Raw genomic sequence first — 15,155 nt, forward strand, 5'->3', positions numbered from 1 at the left:
TCTGGCGATCGCCCCCATCAATTCAGAATCCCCCGAGGAGAAGCCCGTGTCACACAATCTGCAGTTCTATATCGACGGCGTGTGGGTCGATCCTGTCGTGCCCAGCACACTCGACGTCATCGACCCGTCAAACGAAGATGCTTTCGCGCAGATTTCGCTCGGCTCAAAGGCCGATGTCGACAAGGCGGTTGCGGCCGCCAAGCGCGCCTTCGAGACATTCGGCTTCACTTCGGTCGAGGAGCGCCTCGATATCCTCAACCGCATAATCGAGGTCTACAAGAAGCGCAGCGCCGATCTGGCGCTGGCCGTATCGCGCGAGATGGGCGCGCCGCGCCAGATGGCACTCGACAGCCAGGTCGGCATTGGCCTGGCACATCTGCGGAAGATGGCCGAGGTGCTGAAGTCGTTCGAATTCCGCCACGTCAAGGGCTCGTCGCTGATCGTCAAGGAGCCGATCGGGGTCGTCGGCCTGATCACGCCGTGGAACTGGCCGCTGAACCAGATCACCTGCAAGGTCGGCCCCGCCCTTGCCGCCGGCTGCACCATGGTTCTGAAGCCCTCGGAAATCGCCCCGCTCGACGCCATCATCTTTGCCGAAATCATCGACGAGGCAGGCGTTCCCAAGGGCGTCTTCAACCTCGTCAACGGCGACGGCCCGGGCGTCGGCCAGGCGCTGTCCAGCCATCCCGATGTCGACATGATGTCGTTCACCGGGTCGACCCGCGCCGGCATCCTGGTCGCCAAGGCGGCCGCCGACACGGTCAAGCGCGTGCATCAGGAACTCGGCGGCAAGTCGGCCAACATCCTGTTTCCCGATGTCGATCTCGAAAAGGCCGTCAGCAAGGGCGTCGCCGGCTGCTTCAGCAACTCGGGCCAGTCCTGCAACGCGCCGACCCGCATGTTCGTGCCGCGCGACCGCCATGACGAGGCGACCGGCTACGCCAAGACGGCGGCCGAAAAATTGACCGTCGGCCCGGCCGATGCGGCCGGCACCAAGCTCGGCCCGGTGGTCAGCCAAATCCAGTACGACAAGATCCAGGACCTGATCCAGGCCGGCATAGATGAAGGCGCGACGCTCGTTACCGGTGGCCCCGGCCGTCCGGCCGAACTCAACCGCGGCTATTACGTCCGCCCGACCGTGTTCGGCGATGTCACATCAGACATGCGCATCGCACGCGAGGAAATCTTCGGACCGGTGCTGGCGATCATGCCTTACGACACAGTGGAAGAGGCGATCGGCACGGCCAACGACACTGTCTATGGGCTGGCGTCCTACATCCAGGCCAAGGACATCCAGAAGGCCCGCGAAGTCGCCGCCCGAATGCGCACCGGCACTGTCTACATCAACTATCCCCAATGGGACGCCGGCCTGCCATTCGGCGGCTACAAGCAATCCGGCAACGGCCGCGAATATGCCGAATACGGGCTGGAGGATTTCCTCGAGATCAAGGGCATCGCGGGGTATAAGGCAGCGGAGTAGGGGCTACCCCTTGGGGACCGGCAACCAGCCGGTCCCGAGGCTTCAGCTCTCACAGGTGCGGCTTCACTCTTCCCGGAAAGCTTTCTGGATCTGATCCGACAGCGGCTTCACCAGATAGGAAAGCATCGTCCGGTCGCCCGTCGGGAAGAACACTTCGGCCGGCATGCCTGGCGCCAGCGCCAGCCCGCGCAGCTTGGCGACCTCGGTTTTGGGCAGCGTCACCCGCGCCACATAGAAGGCTGCTCCGGTGCGCTCTTCGATGGTGAGATCCGCCGAGATCCGCGACAGCGTCCCGGTCAGCTCCGGCGTGGTTTGCCGATTGAAGGCCGACAGGCGCAAAATCGCATTCTGGCCCATCGTCACCTGGTCGATATCCTGCGGCGCGATATGCGCTTCAACGGTCAGGTCGTCCGTCACCGGTACGATCTGCATCACCTGTTCGCCGGGCGTGATCACCCCGCCGATCGTATGCACGGCCAACTGCAGCACCACGCCATCCTGCGGGCTGCGCAGATCGATGCGCTTCAACTGGTCCTCGGCCGCCACCTTGCGTTCGACGAACTCGGAGATCTTCCCTTGGGTTTCGCGTAAGTCGGTTGCGACCTCGCTGCGAAGGTCCTGGTCGATCTGGATAATCTGCAGTTCGATCTCGGACGCCTTGCCTTTCACCTGGGCTATTCCCGCGGTCAACTGGCCATGCTCGCCTTCGAGCCGCACCGCGTCCCGTTCCAGCGCCGTCATCCGCTCGATCCCTATCAGCTTGCGACGCCAGAGCGACCGCACCCCTTCCAGCTCGATCCCTATCAGCTCGATCTCGCGGCGTTTCGCCTGCCGCTGCTCGGTCAGGCCGGCGGTCTCCTGCGTCAACTGGGCGATCCGTTCGCGCAATTGAGATCGCTGGCCGGATCGCGCCTGGTGCCGGAAATCGAACAGCGATTGTTCTCCGGCCATCGATGCGGCGACACCGGCTTCGTCGCGCCGCGATGTCAAAACGTCCGGAAAGCTGATCGTGTCCTTGCCGTCACGCTCCGCCTCCAGGCGCGCCAACCGTGCATAAAACTCATCCAGACCTTTTGAGACGATCGCCAGATTGGCGCGCGTTGTCGTCTCGTCCAGCCGCACCAGAATATCGCCCGCCTTGACCCGGTCGCCCTCCCGCACCCTGATCTCGCCGACCACGCCGCCCGTCGGATGCTGAACCTTCTTTACATTGGAATCGACCACCAGCCGGCCAGCTGCGATCACCGCACCTGACATCTTGGTCACTGCCGCCAGGCCGCCAACACCTCCGACAAGCAGCAGACAGGTAGCAACGCCAGCCACGAGATAGCGGCGGACCTGCCGATGATGCAAAGCGGATCTGTCCTCGCTCATGCCGGAACGCCTCGCTCCGTGGCGGCAACGACCTTGAGCGGCGCTGCCGATCGGAAGACCTTGTTCAGCACCTCGTCCTTCGGACCGAAGGCCTGCACATGGCCATTGGCCATCACCAGCACCGTATCGACATTGGCCAGCACACTGGACCGGTGCGCGACGACGATAACGATGCCGCCGCGTTCCCTGATGCCCTGGATCGCTGCGGACAAGGCCACTTCACCCTCCGAGTCGAGATTGGAATTCGGCTCGTCCAGGATGACCAGGAACGGATCGCCATAAAGAGAGCGCGCCAGCGCGACACGCTGGCGTTGCCCCGCCGAGAGCGAGGCGCCGGCTTCGCCGACCTTTGTGTCGTAACCGTCGGCCAGATGCACGACGAGATCATGCACGCCGGCGGCCTTGGCTGCCGCAAGCACCATGTCGGACGACGCATCCGGGTCGAAGCGGGCGATGTTCTGCGCGATCGTGCCGTCGAACAACTGCACATCCTGCGGCAGATAGCCGATATGTTTGCCCAACTCGTCGGCCGGCCACTGGTCAAGCGTCGCGCCGTCCAGCCGCACGGCGCCGCGCGCCGGCAGCCAGACACCTGCAAGCGTACGCACCAGCGATGATTTGCCGGAAGCACTCGGGCCGATGACCCCCAGGCCAGATCCCCTGGCCAGTGAAAAACTTGCATCCCACACCACCGGCGTCCGTTCGCCCGGCGGCGCGACACTGACATTCTCGACCGCCAGCGCGCTGACAGGGGCAGGCAGGGTCACGCCGGTTGCGCCTTCCGGCAGCGCGGACAACAGCTGCTTCAGGCGTGCCCAGCTTTGCCTCGCCGAAATGAAACCCTTCCAATGCGCTATCGCCAGTTCGATCGGAGCCAGCGCCCTGCCCATCATGATCGAGCTTGCGATCATGATGCCGCCGGTCGCCTCTTGCTTGATGACCAGATAAGCGCCGATCGCCAGCATTGCCGACTGCAACATCAATCGCAGGATCTTGGAAATCGTGCCAAGCGTTCCCGCGACATCGCTGGCTGCCGCATGGGCGTTCAAGTACTCGGCATTGACGGCAAACCACCGCTCGGCGATACGCCCGCCAAAACCCATAGCCTGCATGGCTTCGGCATTGCGCCTTGTCGCCTCGGCCAACGTGCTGCGGACGGCCGCGTGCTGTCCGGCGATCCTTGTCGGGCCGCGGGTCCGGAATTCGGCCAGAAGCGTCAGTGCAAACAGGACAACGGCGCCGGCAAGCGCGGTAACGCCGATCCAGAAATGAAAAATGAAACAGATGCCGATATAGAGCGGCATCCATGGCAGGTCGAACAAAGCGGTCGGTCCGGCACTGCCGATAAAGGAGCGGACCTGATCGAGATCCCGTAGGGGTTGCAGCCCGTCGCCGGAAGGCTTGGCGCGCAGCGGCAGGCGCATCAGCGCCGAATAGACCGACGGGCTCAGCTTTGCGTCCAACCCCTGTCCCAGCCGCACCATAAGGCGAGAGCGGATCAGCTCCAGCACTCCCTGAAACACGAACAATGTTCCCGCAAGCACCGCCAGGCCGACCAGCGTCGGCACGCTGCGACCCGGAACGACGCGGTCATAGACTTGCAACATGAAGAACGAGCCGGTCAGGGTCAGCACGTTGACGACCCCGCTCATCAGGACGATGCCCGAAAACGCACGTCGAAAGGACGCCAGGATTCCGACCAGCGTAAGCGGCGTCGATGGCGTCAGCTGCATGCAGGCTCGCAATCAGGATATGGCATCTCGTCCCTTCAATAGATAACTGCCTTGAGTGTGACATGGACGGGCAAGCCGGCCTGGAACTGCGCGCTGCCCCGCGCCACCAGCCAGCCGTCCGCACGCTCCAGGCGCGCAACGACCTGCAGCGTTGGTGAAGCGGTCGAGCTTGCGGGCAGGGGCAAGGAAAATTCTATGGTCTTTGAGCCGCCCTCGCTCTTGAGGCTGGTTTTGGCGGCGCGGCGTCGCCCACTGTCCTGAATGGCGGGATCCTCAAGATAGATCTCGAGATGACCTTCCGGGATAGCCTTGCCCCCCACAAAGGTGACGGCCCCGCGAATATCTGTTGCGCGAATATCTGGCGCGCGAATATCTGGCGATTGCGCTGCCGCTGCCCCGGTGGCCGCGGCGACTGCCGCAACTCCGGCGGCCATTAACACTGTGCGGCGGTCGGTCATCGCGTCCTCTCCCTTTTCACTGCGCTGGGGTATGCGGGAGGGCAGCCTGACGGCCCCCCTCCCGGCAACGCGTTAGATGACGATGAAGTCTGCAGCCGAAAGGTCCAGATTTGTGTTCAGGTGTGCAAACTGTACGGCTGCTCCCTGTCCGGAACCATCGGCGTCGTAAGACAATATTCCACTGTCGGTGTCGTAGATGATGCGGTCGTCGGCATCATGAGCAGCACCGGCTGCGCTCTTGTAGAATGAGCCCAAAACGAGGGCGCCGTCGCCGCCAACGCTGGCAAAGATGAGGTTGTCCAGCAGGATCGTATCGTCGGCGACCTTGAAGTCCTTGATCCAGTCGATATTGCCGTTCCCGAGTTCTGTCGAGAAGCGGAAATAGTCGTCGCCGGCGCCGCCGGTCAGCGTATCGGCAGCCAGCCCGCCATCCAAAAGGTCGCTGCCGCCGCCGCCGTTGAGCGTATCGGCGCCCGCAACGCCCGGCTGAGCTGGTGCCGGCGGGAATTCGACCGACACGTTCAGCTTGTAAGTCGAGCCCTCCGGCACGGATTCGACCCAGCCATCGCCAGGAGCCGAGTCCGACCATTCGCCCTCCACAATATAGTAGGTTCCGGTTTCCTGAACGATGAAGCTGGTGCTCCTGCCGCGCCCGACGATCTGCACCGGGCCATCGCCGTCGCCGCCATTGGCCGTGCCATTGGCGAGGTCGATCGTCACACCGGCGGAGCTGCCTTCGTAGACGACCGTATCAATGCCGGCGCCGCCATCCAGATAGTCCTGGCCGGCGCCGCCGATGATCGTGTCGTTGCCGGCTTCACCGTACAGGATGTCGCCGTCATTGCCGCCATCCAGTATGTCGTTGCCGCCGCCGCCGTTGAAATAGTCGCCGCCGCCCCGGCCCCAGAAATGATTTGCCGCCGACGTACCGATGAAACGGTCGATGCGGTCATCGGAGCCGATCAGGTTCTCGATGCTGTAGAAGGTGTCGCCCGTGGCGGTTCCGCCGCTGGCCACGTTCGTCTCGAGGTTGACGAGCAGTTGGAAGGGGCTCTCCTTGCTGAAGTCGACCGTGTCGACGCCGGCGCCGCCCCGGAATATGTCGACGCCATCCTGGCCGCTCAGCGTATCGTCGCCGTCGCCGCCGTCGAGGATGTCGTTGCCTTGGCCGCCGAGGATCGTATCGTTGCCGCGGCCGCCATAGAGCGTGTCATTGCCGTCGTCGCTCTCGGTCTGGTCTGGAAGGTCGGCGACATCGATGGTGTTGTTGATGTCGCGGCTGGCGAGCGAGTCGCGGCCGCCGATGATGAGGTCATCGCCGCCCTGGCCGAAGATCGTGTCGTCGCCGGCGCCGCCGTCGAGCGTATTGTTGCCATTGTCGCCGAAGATGACGCTGGTCATCGTGTTGTCGCCGATGGTCAGTGCGGTTTCGGTGCCGCCGTCTCCAGGCTGGAGTGTCGACTCGTCGGCGTAGATGATGTGTTCGACGTTGGCGATTTTCCGGATATTCAAGTTCCGGTTCAGCAGAACGACCGTGTCATTCCCGCCATTCGCTTCCTCGCGCACGATGTCGTCGAGGGAATCGACGAAGTAGGTGTCGTCGCCGCCATTGCCGGCCATGTGGTCGCCGCCGCCGCGGCCATCCAGCACGTTGGCTCCGTCATTGCCGATCAGGACGTCATCATAGCTGCTGCCGATGCCGTTCTCGATGTAATAATCGGTGCCATCGGCGTTGTGCCCGGCAAAGATCGACACATTGTTGCTGTGGCCGTTGACGCTGGAGAACTGTCCGGCGCGCAAATCGAGGATCGTGCCGGCCGTCTAGCCGGAGAAGTCTATCGTGTCGGTTCCGCCGGTGTCATGGATGACAAAACCGATATCGTGCTGCATGCCCGACGAGGTCAGCCGGTAGCCGTCCACGGCACTGCCGAAGCCGTAGACGTTGTCGCCCGTGTTGAGATCGATATGCTGATAGGTGCGCACGCCGTTCTCGTCGACGGTCGAGAAAAAGCGGCGGATGACCGCCTCGATGTCGGCCATCATCGGCGTTGACGCCGACCAGCGGCTGGTTTCACCGACATCGATCCCGTCGAAATAGGACATGACGCTGTATTGCTGACGGTCGTAGGTCCAGGTCGCATTGTTCAGATAATTGATCTGTACGCCGCCGGGGCCGCTGTAATTGTAGAGCCCGGGGTGGTTCAGCCCGAACTCATGACCGAATTCATGGATGAAGGAATCGAAGACATAGCCGCCAATATCCGTCTTGTTGACCTCGGTGTCGTGGAAACGCTGGCCGATGCTGACATAGCGGTCGTTGGAATAGGCGCTGCCGTCGTCCTCTTCGCCCAGTTCGGGGCTGACAACCTGCATCCAGTCCGTTGCGCTGTTGTATGGTGCATTGTCGACGATTTCGAACTTCAACGGGGTGACACTGGCCCACATCTGCAAGGCGCCGATCGCGGCGGCCTTGTATTCGGGATGGTCATTGAGCTCGGAGACATTTATCCTCAGCGTTCCCGCCGCGATCGCCGGCGTTATCGACCGGTCCAGCGCTCCAAGGTAGGTGAGGAAGGCCCCGTAATCTTCGCTTTTGCCGTACGGGTTGTCCGGCGTCTGGTCGTTGACCCACCATTGATCGCTGGTTTGGCTTGAGTTCGGCATCCTTGGGACTCCTTGGTCTCGCAGCCGTGGCAATTACGGCTGTACGGTTTAGCAGTTGCCAACCACCGACAAGCATCGTTTGCGCTTGCCGGTCGAGCCCCGTCCCAGTGCCAACAATGCTATTGGAATCTTCACTTGTCTAGCCTCAGTTCGCGCTCGGTACATATGAAGGTTCTTGGGCGCGCTTGTACCGGCGGGTTTTGAGATACTCGTTTGGTGTTAATTGAGCTATCGCTAATCTATGGTCGTACCTCGCCCGTAGGCACGAGGGGCTGAATGCGCAAGCGTGCTTCAGGAACCCGCCCGGCGGGCGAAATGTTCATAGGTCACGCGCCAGGGGTCGCTCTCCGCGCGTCTCTCCTCGCCGATCCAGTGAAAGCTGTCGGCGGTGATCTCGGTGAACCGCCACCGCGCCTGCAGGCCGCGCGAGTCGGCGCCCATCTGGACGATGTCCTTGCCTTCGGCCCGCCCGATCTGGCGCGAGTAATCCTGGTTGAGCGGATCGTTCCAGATAATGTGCCAGCCACCGATCCCGGGATCGAAGACGCGCAAGGTCGTGCCATACATGGTGGACGGGGCAGGGCGCCTGGGCCTGATCCAGATGTCCTGAATGGCGCGGCCTTCGAGCACCCAACCAAAGTGACACTCGCCATCCCATTTCTGAATTGTGCCGTCGTTGCGGTGGTGGAGCGTCTCCATGTCCCAACTGCCGATCAACCATCCATACAGGTCCATGTCTTTCGCCCGGTCGGCTGGCGGACCTTCGGATGCGAGAGCGGTAAGAAACGTCGCCATGATTGTCTCCAGGCAAGCCGCGCCGAAACGCTGGGCGTTCCAACCCTTGCACCGTTGCGGGTTCGGGGTCTTGGGAAAAATTGCGGAATGCTGCTGTGAAGGCAGCCGGCCTTCCGCGTTCGCGCCATACCAAATCTATGCGTGAATGCTAATGTAGCGTCGGCGGGTACCCCAATGCCCGCCTGGCCGGCGCCTCCTCAGGCCATCTCTTGAATGAGCGGCGTCGGCCGCTGGCTTGGGCGGCGACCAAACTCCTGCCGGGGAAATATGAGGCTTGGCGGGAGGGTTATCGCTGGGCGGTTTTGGCCGGCATTTGGATATCGGTCTGTATCCCCAGAACGTCCGCTGCCCAATCGCGCAGTTCCGGAGAAGCATCGCCCGATTCATGATCATTGGAACCCAATCAATTCTCGGGCGGCGCTTCATCTTCCCAGCCGGCCAGCTCCGGCAGGTCGTCAAGCCAACTCTTCTCCGTCGCCGAAGCTTCGCCGGCCTGCGGTACCGCCTCTGTGGCGTTTTGCATGAGCGAGTCCATCCACTTGCGATAGGCAGGCGGGGCCAATTCCGGCGGCAGCACCTTAGCCTTGGCCAGCATGCGTTTGCGGAAACTGAGTTGCCGGCGCAGTTTCGTCGTCGTGAATTTTATCGCCTTGCCCTGATATTCCACCGTCCAGCGCCCATCCCCATGGCTGGTCAGCCGGTCGATGGCAAAACCCGCATCGACCGGCCTGTCGCGCCAGGGAAGCTCGATGGCATTTCGCCTCAGATCGAGTGCCCATCGCCGGTAGTCGGCACCGGTACGCTGCGGCGGCAGCACGCCAGCCTGTTCGAGGATTTTCCTGCGAAAGGTAGGCTGCTTCTTGATCTGGCCGGTTGTCAGCTCGATGCGATGCCCACGGAACTCGACATGCCAGCGGATTCTCCCGTTGCCGACATATTTTGCCAGCCTGTCGATGGCGAACTCGTCGTCGGACAACTCCACGCATCCCTGGCGGATGCGTTCGAGGATGTACTGGCTGTCAGTGGGCATGACGTGCCTTGGCTGGGGAACCTGGATTCGAACCAGGACTAACGGAGTCAGAGTCCGTGGGTCTACCGTTAACCTATTCCCCAGCAGGCGCTGTCGCGCTGGTGGGCCGCCGAAGCAGCCGCGCGTGCCTTGTAGCCGGCGCCGGAAAATAGTCAAGCCTAAGCTGCGTTTCAATCACAGCGTTTCATAGGGGCAATTACGCCCGGGTGGCGCGCCGCACCCAATGATCCTCAGCTCTCCGTCCGGCTGTATTGCGAATGTTCGAAGAACAGCACCACGCCGAGCGCGATCAGCAACGGGATGATCAGGTAGAACAGCCGGAACACCAGAAGTGCCGCCAGCACGCCGACCGGGTCCATATCAGACAGGCCGGCGAGGAACACGACCTCGAACACGCCGAGCCCGCCCGGCGCGTGCGAGATCTGCGCTACCGAGAACGACACCAGGAACACGCCGAGGATAGCGAAACAGCCGGGATTGCCGGCAACGGGCAGGGCAAAGAAGATGATCGCCGCTGCTGCCAGAAGCTCGATCGGGCCGATCAGCAATTGCCGCGCCACGATCGGCAGCGCCGGATAGTGCAGCTGGAAGCCGGCGATTTTCAGCGGCTTCAGATGCAGCCAACTGCCGAAGATGTAGGCGCCGACCAGGATCAGCAAAGCGATGCCGGCGGCGATCGCCAGGCCGTGGTGCGGGGCGCCGGAAAAGCGGTCGATGATCGCAGGCTCGAAAACCAGCACCAGGCCGCCGACCAGAATGCTGGAGAGCACGAAGGTGATCCAGCAGATCGCCACCAGAATGCCGACATCCTGGCCGGTCAGCCCCCTGGTGCCGTAGGCGCGGTAGCGGATCACGGCGCCCGAAAACACCGAGCCGCCGATATTGTGCGACAGCGCGTAGGTGGTGAAGGAGCAGAAGGTGACGAACAGCCACGACACTCGTCTGCCGATATGCAAGAGCGCGATGTGGTCGTAGCCGGCGAGCGAGGCATAGGCGACCACCGAGCTCAGTGCCGCAAGCATCCAGCCGCGCGTCGGGATGGCGGATATGCCGTCCCAGACATCGTCGATCGAGATGCCGCGCAGTTCATGCCACAGCAACAACAGCGACCCGATGACCGCCGCGACACCGATGACCGGCCACAGATAGCGCTTCCAATTCGTGGCCCCCCAATTCATGGAGTTGTCGTCATGTGTTGCTGCCCATCGCCCAGGCGGGCGTTAAAACGTCCGCGATTCACCAATTCCCCCTCATTTCAGAAATGCCTCATTGAAGCCGGCTATTCAACCGGCAAGGGTGAGCAGCCGGTTCGCCAACGGCGAATTCGTCGTGCCAGTGGCAAGATGAAAGGCTAGCGAACGCCGGGACGCTGCAAAGCAGCGGGGATCTGGCAGGACGCAGCCGGCAAAATTTGGCCCCTTGCTCTTGGTGATCCGGTCCGGCGCTGCTACTCTGGCGGCAACTTAAAATTTTTAAGCGCCTGCTGCGTCCGGTTTTCCGGTTCGCGCGGCGCCGGAAGGAACTGAAGTGGAAGACCACGACACCGGCGCTGGCGCGCCGGAAGTGGGCGTGTCCAGGGCTTCGCCGCCGTCAGGCGGGCCAAGCCCATCCGCCGGGCGGCCCCGCCAGGCGGGGCCTCAGTCCGGTAACGGACAGGCCGGCGAAGCCCAGCATCAGCGAGGCAAGGCGAGAAAGCGGCGCAAGCGCCGGCGTGGGCGCAAGGTTTTTGCGCGCGACGACAGCCCTCTCGCAACGGCCGAAGCGGTTAGTGCGCCGGCCTCAGTCGGCCCGGCCGCTCCAGCGCCGGTGCCTTTGCCCTCGGCGCCACAATCCCGACCGGAACAGCCAATGCATCGTCCGCCGATGCAGGAACTGCCGGTGTTTGCCGCGCTCGATCTCGGCACCAACAATTGCCGGCTTTTGGTCGCGGTGCCGCAGCGCCATGGCCAGTTCCGCGTCATCGACGCCTTCTCGCGCATCGTCAGGCTGGGCGAGGGGCTGACGGCGAATGGGCACCTGAGCCAGGCGGCGATGGACCGCGCCGTCGAGGCTCTGAAGATCTGCGGCGACAAATTGCGCAACCGCAAGATCAGGAAAGCCCGGCTGATCGCCACCGAGGCCTGCCGCACCGCCGACAATGGCGTCGAATTCCTGCAGCGCGTCGAACGAGAGGCGGGGTTGAAGTTGGAAATCATCGACCGCCAGACCGAGGCGCGGCTTGCTGTATCCGGCTGCGGCTCGCTGGTCGAGCGCGACACGCAAGGCGTGGTGCTGTTCGACATTGGCGGCGGCTCGTCCGAAATCGCGCTGATCGACCTCACCGGCCAGCGCTCGCCGCGGCTTGCCAACCACATCGTGTCGTGGACGTCGCTGCCGGTCGGCGTTGTCTCGCTGGCCGAGCGTTTTGGCGGCCGCACGGTGACGCGCGAGATCTTTGCCGCCATGGTCGACGACGTCGCGGTGCGGCTAAAATCCTTTGATGGCCGCAACCGGTTGAGCCACGTGCTGGCCAGCCCGAAATTCCATCTGCTGGGCACATCCGGCACGGTGACGACGCTGGCCGGCGTCCATCTCGACCTCGAACGCTACGACCGGCGCCGCGTCGACGGGCTGTGGATGGACCGCGACAGCGTCGACCGCATGGTCGAAAAACTGGTCGGCTGGGATTTCCAGCAGCGCTGCGCCAACCCGTGCATCGGCGCCGACCGTGCCGATCTTGTGCTGGCCGGCTGTGCTATACTCGAAGCCATCCGCGCGGTATGGCCGTCGGAGCGCCTGCGCGTCGCCGACCGGGGCTTACGCGAAGGGATTTTGAGCGAGCTGATGGCCGATGACGGCGTCTGGCGCAACAGTGGGCGGGGCCGAGCATGATCCGCATTGCTTTGGTGAACGGTCGACCCCCACTCCGTCGAGCTTAGCTCGACACCTCTACCCCGATCGACGGGGTAGAGGAAGGGCGCGAACTTATGCAGACCAGCGCCTTTCCTCTCCCTCCGGAGGGGGGAGAGGTGGCGCGGCGAAGCGGCGACGGAGTGGGGGAAGCCCTTCGCGAAACGCGAAGCCGCCGAAAAACGGCGGCAACTCGGCGAGTGCAAAAACTCAAACAAGAAAATAAGTCATGACAAAGAAGCCGGAAAAGCCGGGCTCCGCCAGCATTCGTGTCCTCAAGACGCGGATCAAGAAGAAGTCGGGCCTGAAAGAATCGTCGCGCCGCTGGCTGCAACGCCACATCAATGATCCCTATGTCCAGCGCTCCAAGGCCGACGGCTATCGCTCGCGCGCGGCCTACAAGCTGATCGAGATCGATGACAAGCATCATCTGCTGAAACCCGGCATGAAGGTCATCGATCTCGGTGCGGCCCCCGGCGGCTGGTGCCAGGTGGCGGCCGCGAGGACGAAATCGACGGCTGATAATCCACATGTCATCGGCATCGACTATCTCGAAATGGATGCGGTACCGGGCGCGCCGGTGCTGCTGATGGACTTCCTTAACCCCGAGGCGCCGCAAAAGCTCGCCGAAGCGCTGGGCGGCGACCCCGATATCGTGCTGTCCGACATGGCGGCGCCGACCACCGGCCACAAGCGAACCGACCACATCCGCACCATGCATCTGTGCGAAGTGGCCGCCGATTTCGCGCTGTCGGTGCTGAAGCCGGGCGGGCACTTTCTGGCCAAGACGTTTCAGGGCGGCGCCGAGAACGAGCTGCTGTCGATGCTCAAGAAGAACTTCCGCTCAGTGCATCACGTCAAGCCGCCGGCGTCGCGCGATGAGTCGGTGGAGTTGTATCTGCTGGCGAAGGATTTTAAGGGCAGAGACGGCACGGCGTGAAAGACGCTTCGTAGCGTTCCGTCCCTCTGTCCTGCCGGACATCTCGCCCGCAAGGGGGGAGATTGGCAGCTGCGACCGCCTCGCCATTCCTTCAAAGTTGCAAGATTGGCGAAAGCCGCGTGATATCCGATCTCCCCCCTTGCGGGGGAGATGGCCGGCAGGCCAGAGGGGGGTGTGAAGGATCGCCGACGTCGACGATTTTCGTCGCGCCGCCCCTTACTTCCCAGCCGTGCTCACCGGCTCCAGTGTCTTCGGCGTCGTCATCCGGCCATGACCCGACACGGCGTTGCCGGCATCCGGCGCCAGCCGCATGAACGATACCGACGCCGCCGCTGACACTGCCGCCACGATGAAGAAGGCAATGTGGAAATCGCCGAGCATCAGCGGGCCGCCATGGATCGAGGTCGAGACTTCCAGGATGCCGCCGGCCAGCGCCACGCCGAGCGCGATCGACAACTGCTGGAACACCGCCGTGATCGGCGTTGCCTTGCTGGTGTCCTCGGCCGACACTTCGGCGTAGGAGAGCGCATTGACGCCGGTGAAGAACATCGAGCGGATGAAGCCGCCGACCAGCAATATCGCCAGCATCAGCGCGTAAGGCGTCTCCGGCGTGAACAGGCCGTATATGGCGATCGATGCGGCGGCGATCAGCGAGCCCCAGATCAGCACCCGGCGGAAGCCGGCGAGCCGGAAGATCAGCGCGGTGACGAACTTCATGCCAATGGCGCCGATGGCCGAGACGAAGGTGATCATGCCCGACTGGAACGGCGTCAGCCCGAAGCCGATCTGGAACATGAGGGGCAACAGGAACGGCACCGCCCCGATGCCGATGCGAAACAGCGAGCCGCCGAGCACCGAGGAGCGGAACACCGGGTTGCGGAACAGTTCCAGCGCCAGCAGCGGGTTCTTGGCGCGCCGCGCATGCAGGAGATAGAGCACGCCGGAAATCAGCCCGACCGCCACGGTGATGAGGCCGGTCGCCGGCGGCAGATAGGGCAAGCTGACCACCGACAGGCCGAAGATGACGCCGGAGGCCGCCAGCCCGCTCAGTACGAAACCGACGAAATCGAGCGGCGGCGTCTCCATCGAGTCGGTTCGCGGCAGGAAGCGCGTCGCCAGCCAGATGCCGACCAGGCCGATCGGCACGTTGATCAGAAAGATCCAATGCCAGGTGAAATAGGTGGTGATGAAGCCGCCGATCGGTGGTCCCACAAGCGGGCCGACCAGCGCCGGCACCGTCAGCCACGACATGGCCGCGACCAGCTCGCTCTTCGGCGTCGCGCGCACCAGGACCAGCCTGCCGACCGGCGTCATCATGGCGCCGCCTATGCCTTGCAGGAAGCGCGAGACGACAAAGGCCGGCAGTGAATTGGAGATGGCGCAGCAGACCGAGCCGACGATGAAGACGCCGATCGCGGCGCGAAAAATGGTCTTTGCGCCGAACCGGTCGGCCATCCAGCCGCTGATCGGAATGAAGATCGCCAGCGCCACCAGATAGGCGGTCAGCGCCAGCTTGAGCGCGATCGGGCTGGTGTGGATGTCGACGGCAATCGCCGGCAGCGATGTCGCGATGACGGTCGAATCCATGTTTTCCATGAACAAGGCGACCGCCAAAATCAGAGGCGTGGTGCGCACATTAGGGGACATTTATTCCGTCTCAATCCGTTGAAGCCCAAGGCTTTGCGGGTTGCGGGTGCACATTTGCGCACATTGTCCGCACATCGCCGAACACTGACGCGTGTTATGAAAGCATTTTAGGGCCACGCCTTGTTTCATAAGTTGCAGTGACCTA

The 15,155-nt window shown here is 63.1% G+C and carries 11 protein-coding genes, 1 tRNA gene and 1 pseudogene; 3 read left to right on the forward strand and 10 right to left on the reverse strand.

Features of this window, described 5'->3' with window-relative positions:
* Positions 1-46: 46 nt before the first annotated feature.
* Positions 47-1,480, forward strand: a complete 1,434-nt coding sequence (locus NKJ78_RS01235) for an aldehyde dehydrogenase family protein (protein WP_023739289.1) — start codon at positions 47-49, stop codon at positions 1,478-1,480.
* A 63-nt stretch (positions 1,481-1,543) separates the two neighbouring features.
* Here NKJ78_RS01235 and NKJ78_RS01240 read toward each other — a convergent pair whose 3' ends face one another.
* From NKJ78_RS01240 to NKJ78_RS01275, 9 genes and pseudogenes are all read right to left on the reverse strand, one after another.
* Positions 1,544-2,854 (reverse strand): HlyD family type I secretion periplasmic adaptor subunit, encoded by a 1,311-nt coding sequence (locus NKJ78_RS01240; protein ID WP_023705800.1) that lies wholly within the window; start codon positions 2,852-2,854, stop codon positions 1,544-1,546.
* On the reverse strand, positions 2,851-4,587 hold the full coding sequence (locus tag NKJ78_RS01245; protein WP_023739290.1) for a type I secretion system permease/ATPase: 1,737 nt from the start codon (positions 4,585-4,587) through the stop codon (positions 2,851-2,853). The genes NKJ78_RS01240 and NKJ78_RS01245 overlap by 4 nt, the downstream gene beginning before the upstream one ends.
* Before the next feature lie 35 nt (positions 4,588-4,622).
* Positions 4,623-5,045 carry a hypothetical protein gene (locus tag NKJ78_RS01250; RefSeq protein ID WP_023682883.1) on the reverse strand — a complete coding sequence of 141 codons (423 nt, stop codon included), beginning with the start codon at positions 5,043-5,045 and terminating at the stop codon, positions 4,623-4,625.
* Positions 5,046-5,117: 72 nt separating this feature from the next.
* Complete coding sequence (locus NKJ78_RS30770) at positions 5,118-5,711, reverse strand: calcium-binding protein (RefSeq protein ID WP_502903269.1); 594 nt, start codon at positions 5,709-5,711, stop codon at positions 5,118-5,120.
* Positions 5,691-7,709, reverse strand: a pseudogene (locus tag NKJ78_RS01255) (M10 family metallopeptidase C-terminal domain-containing protein); the annotation flags it as partial. The pseudogene NKJ78_RS01255 and the gene NKJ78_RS30770, both read right to left, overlap by 21 nt.
* A gap of 291 nt (positions 7,710-8,000) precedes the next feature.
* The gene (locus NKJ78_RS01260) at positions 8,001-8,504 is read right to left on the reverse strand and encodes a hypothetical protein (protein ID WP_023739292.1); all 504 of its coding nucleotides are present in this window, start codon (positions 8,502-8,504) and stop codon (positions 8,001-8,003) included.
* 403 nt (positions 8,505-8,907) lie between these two features.
* Positions 8,908-9,534, reverse strand: coding sequence for a hypothetical protein (locus NKJ78_RS01265; protein ID WP_352460098.1), 627 nt, complete (start codon positions 9,532-9,534; stop codon positions 8,908-8,910).
* Between the two features lie 9 nt (positions 9,535-9,543).
* Positions 9,544-9,617, reverse strand: a tRNA-Gln gene (locus NKJ78_RS01270).
* A gap of 147 nt (positions 9,618-9,764) precedes the next feature.
* Positions 9,765-10,712, reverse strand: a complete 948-nt coding sequence (locus NKJ78_RS01275; protein WP_352460099.1) for a lysylphosphatidylglycerol synthase domain-containing protein — start codon at positions 10,710-10,712, stop codon at positions 9,765-9,767.
* Positions 10,713-11,061: 349 nt separating this feature from the next.
* Between NKJ78_RS01275 and NKJ78_RS01280 the strand changes: the two genes are divergently transcribed.
* The gene (locus tag NKJ78_RS01280; protein WP_352460100.1) at positions 11,062-12,405 is read left to right on the forward strand and encodes a Ppx/GppA phosphatase family protein; all 1,344 of its coding nucleotides are present in this window, start codon (positions 11,062-11,064) and stop codon (positions 12,403-12,405) included.
* 247 nt (positions 12,406-12,652) lie between these two features.
* Positions 12,653-13,363, forward strand: a complete 711-nt coding sequence (locus tag NKJ78_RS01285) for an RlmE family RNA methyltransferase (RefSeq protein ID WP_023682432.1) — start codon at positions 12,653-12,655, stop codon at positions 13,361-13,363.
* Between the two features lie 216 nt (positions 13,364-13,579).
* Here NKJ78_RS01285 and NKJ78_RS01290 read toward each other — a convergent pair whose 3' ends face one another.
* Positions 13,580-15,010, reverse strand: coding sequence for an MFS transporter (locus NKJ78_RS01290; protein ID WP_352562297.1), 1,431 nt, complete (start codon positions 15,008-15,010; stop codon positions 13,580-13,582).
* Positions 15,011-15,155: the final 145 nt, after the last annotated feature.

It is taken from the genome of Mesorhizobium sp. M0037 (assembly GCF_040323635.1).
Taxonomy (GTDB): domain Bacteria; phylum Pseudomonadota; class Alphaproteobacteria; order Rhizobiales; family Rhizobiaceae; genus Mesorhizobium.

What these genes read in the sequence shown, in the direction of transcription:
- NKJ78_RS01240 (WP_023705800.1), bottom strand. Translation starts at nt 2,854, where the DNA reads ATGAGCGAGGACAGATCCGCTTTGCATCATCGGCAGGTCCGCCGCTAT.
- NKJ78_RS01245 (WP_023739290.1), bottom strand. Translation starts at nt 4,587, where the DNA reads ATGCAGCTGACGCCATCGACGCCGCTTACGCTGGTCGGAATCCTGGCG.
- NKJ78_RS01250 (WP_023682883.1), bottom strand. Translation starts at nt 5,045, where the DNA reads ATGACCGACCGCCGCACAGTGTTAATGGCCGCCGGAGTTGCGGCAGTC.
- NKJ78_RS01260 (WP_023739292.1), bottom strand. Translation starts at nt 8,504, where the DNA reads ATGGCGACGTTTCTTACCGCTCTCGCATCCGAAGGTCCGCCAGCCGAC.
- NKJ78_RS01265 (WP_352460098.1), bottom strand. Translation starts at nt 9,534, where the DNA reads ATGCCCACTGACAGCCAGTACATCCTCGAACGCATCCGCCAGGGATGC.
- NKJ78_RS01275 (WP_352460099.1), bottom strand. Translation starts at nt 10,712, where the DNA reads ATGAATTGGGGGGCCACGAATTGGAAGCGCTATCTGTGGCCGGTCATC.
- NKJ78_RS01285 (WP_023682432.1), top strand. Translation starts at nt 12,653, where the DNA reads ATGACAAAGAAGCCGGAAAAGCCGGGCTCCGCCAGCATTCGTGTCCTC.
- NKJ78_RS01290 (WP_352562297.1), bottom strand. Translation starts at nt 15,010, where the DNA reads ATGTCCCCTAATGTGCGCACCACGCCTCTGATTTTGGCGGTCGCCTTG.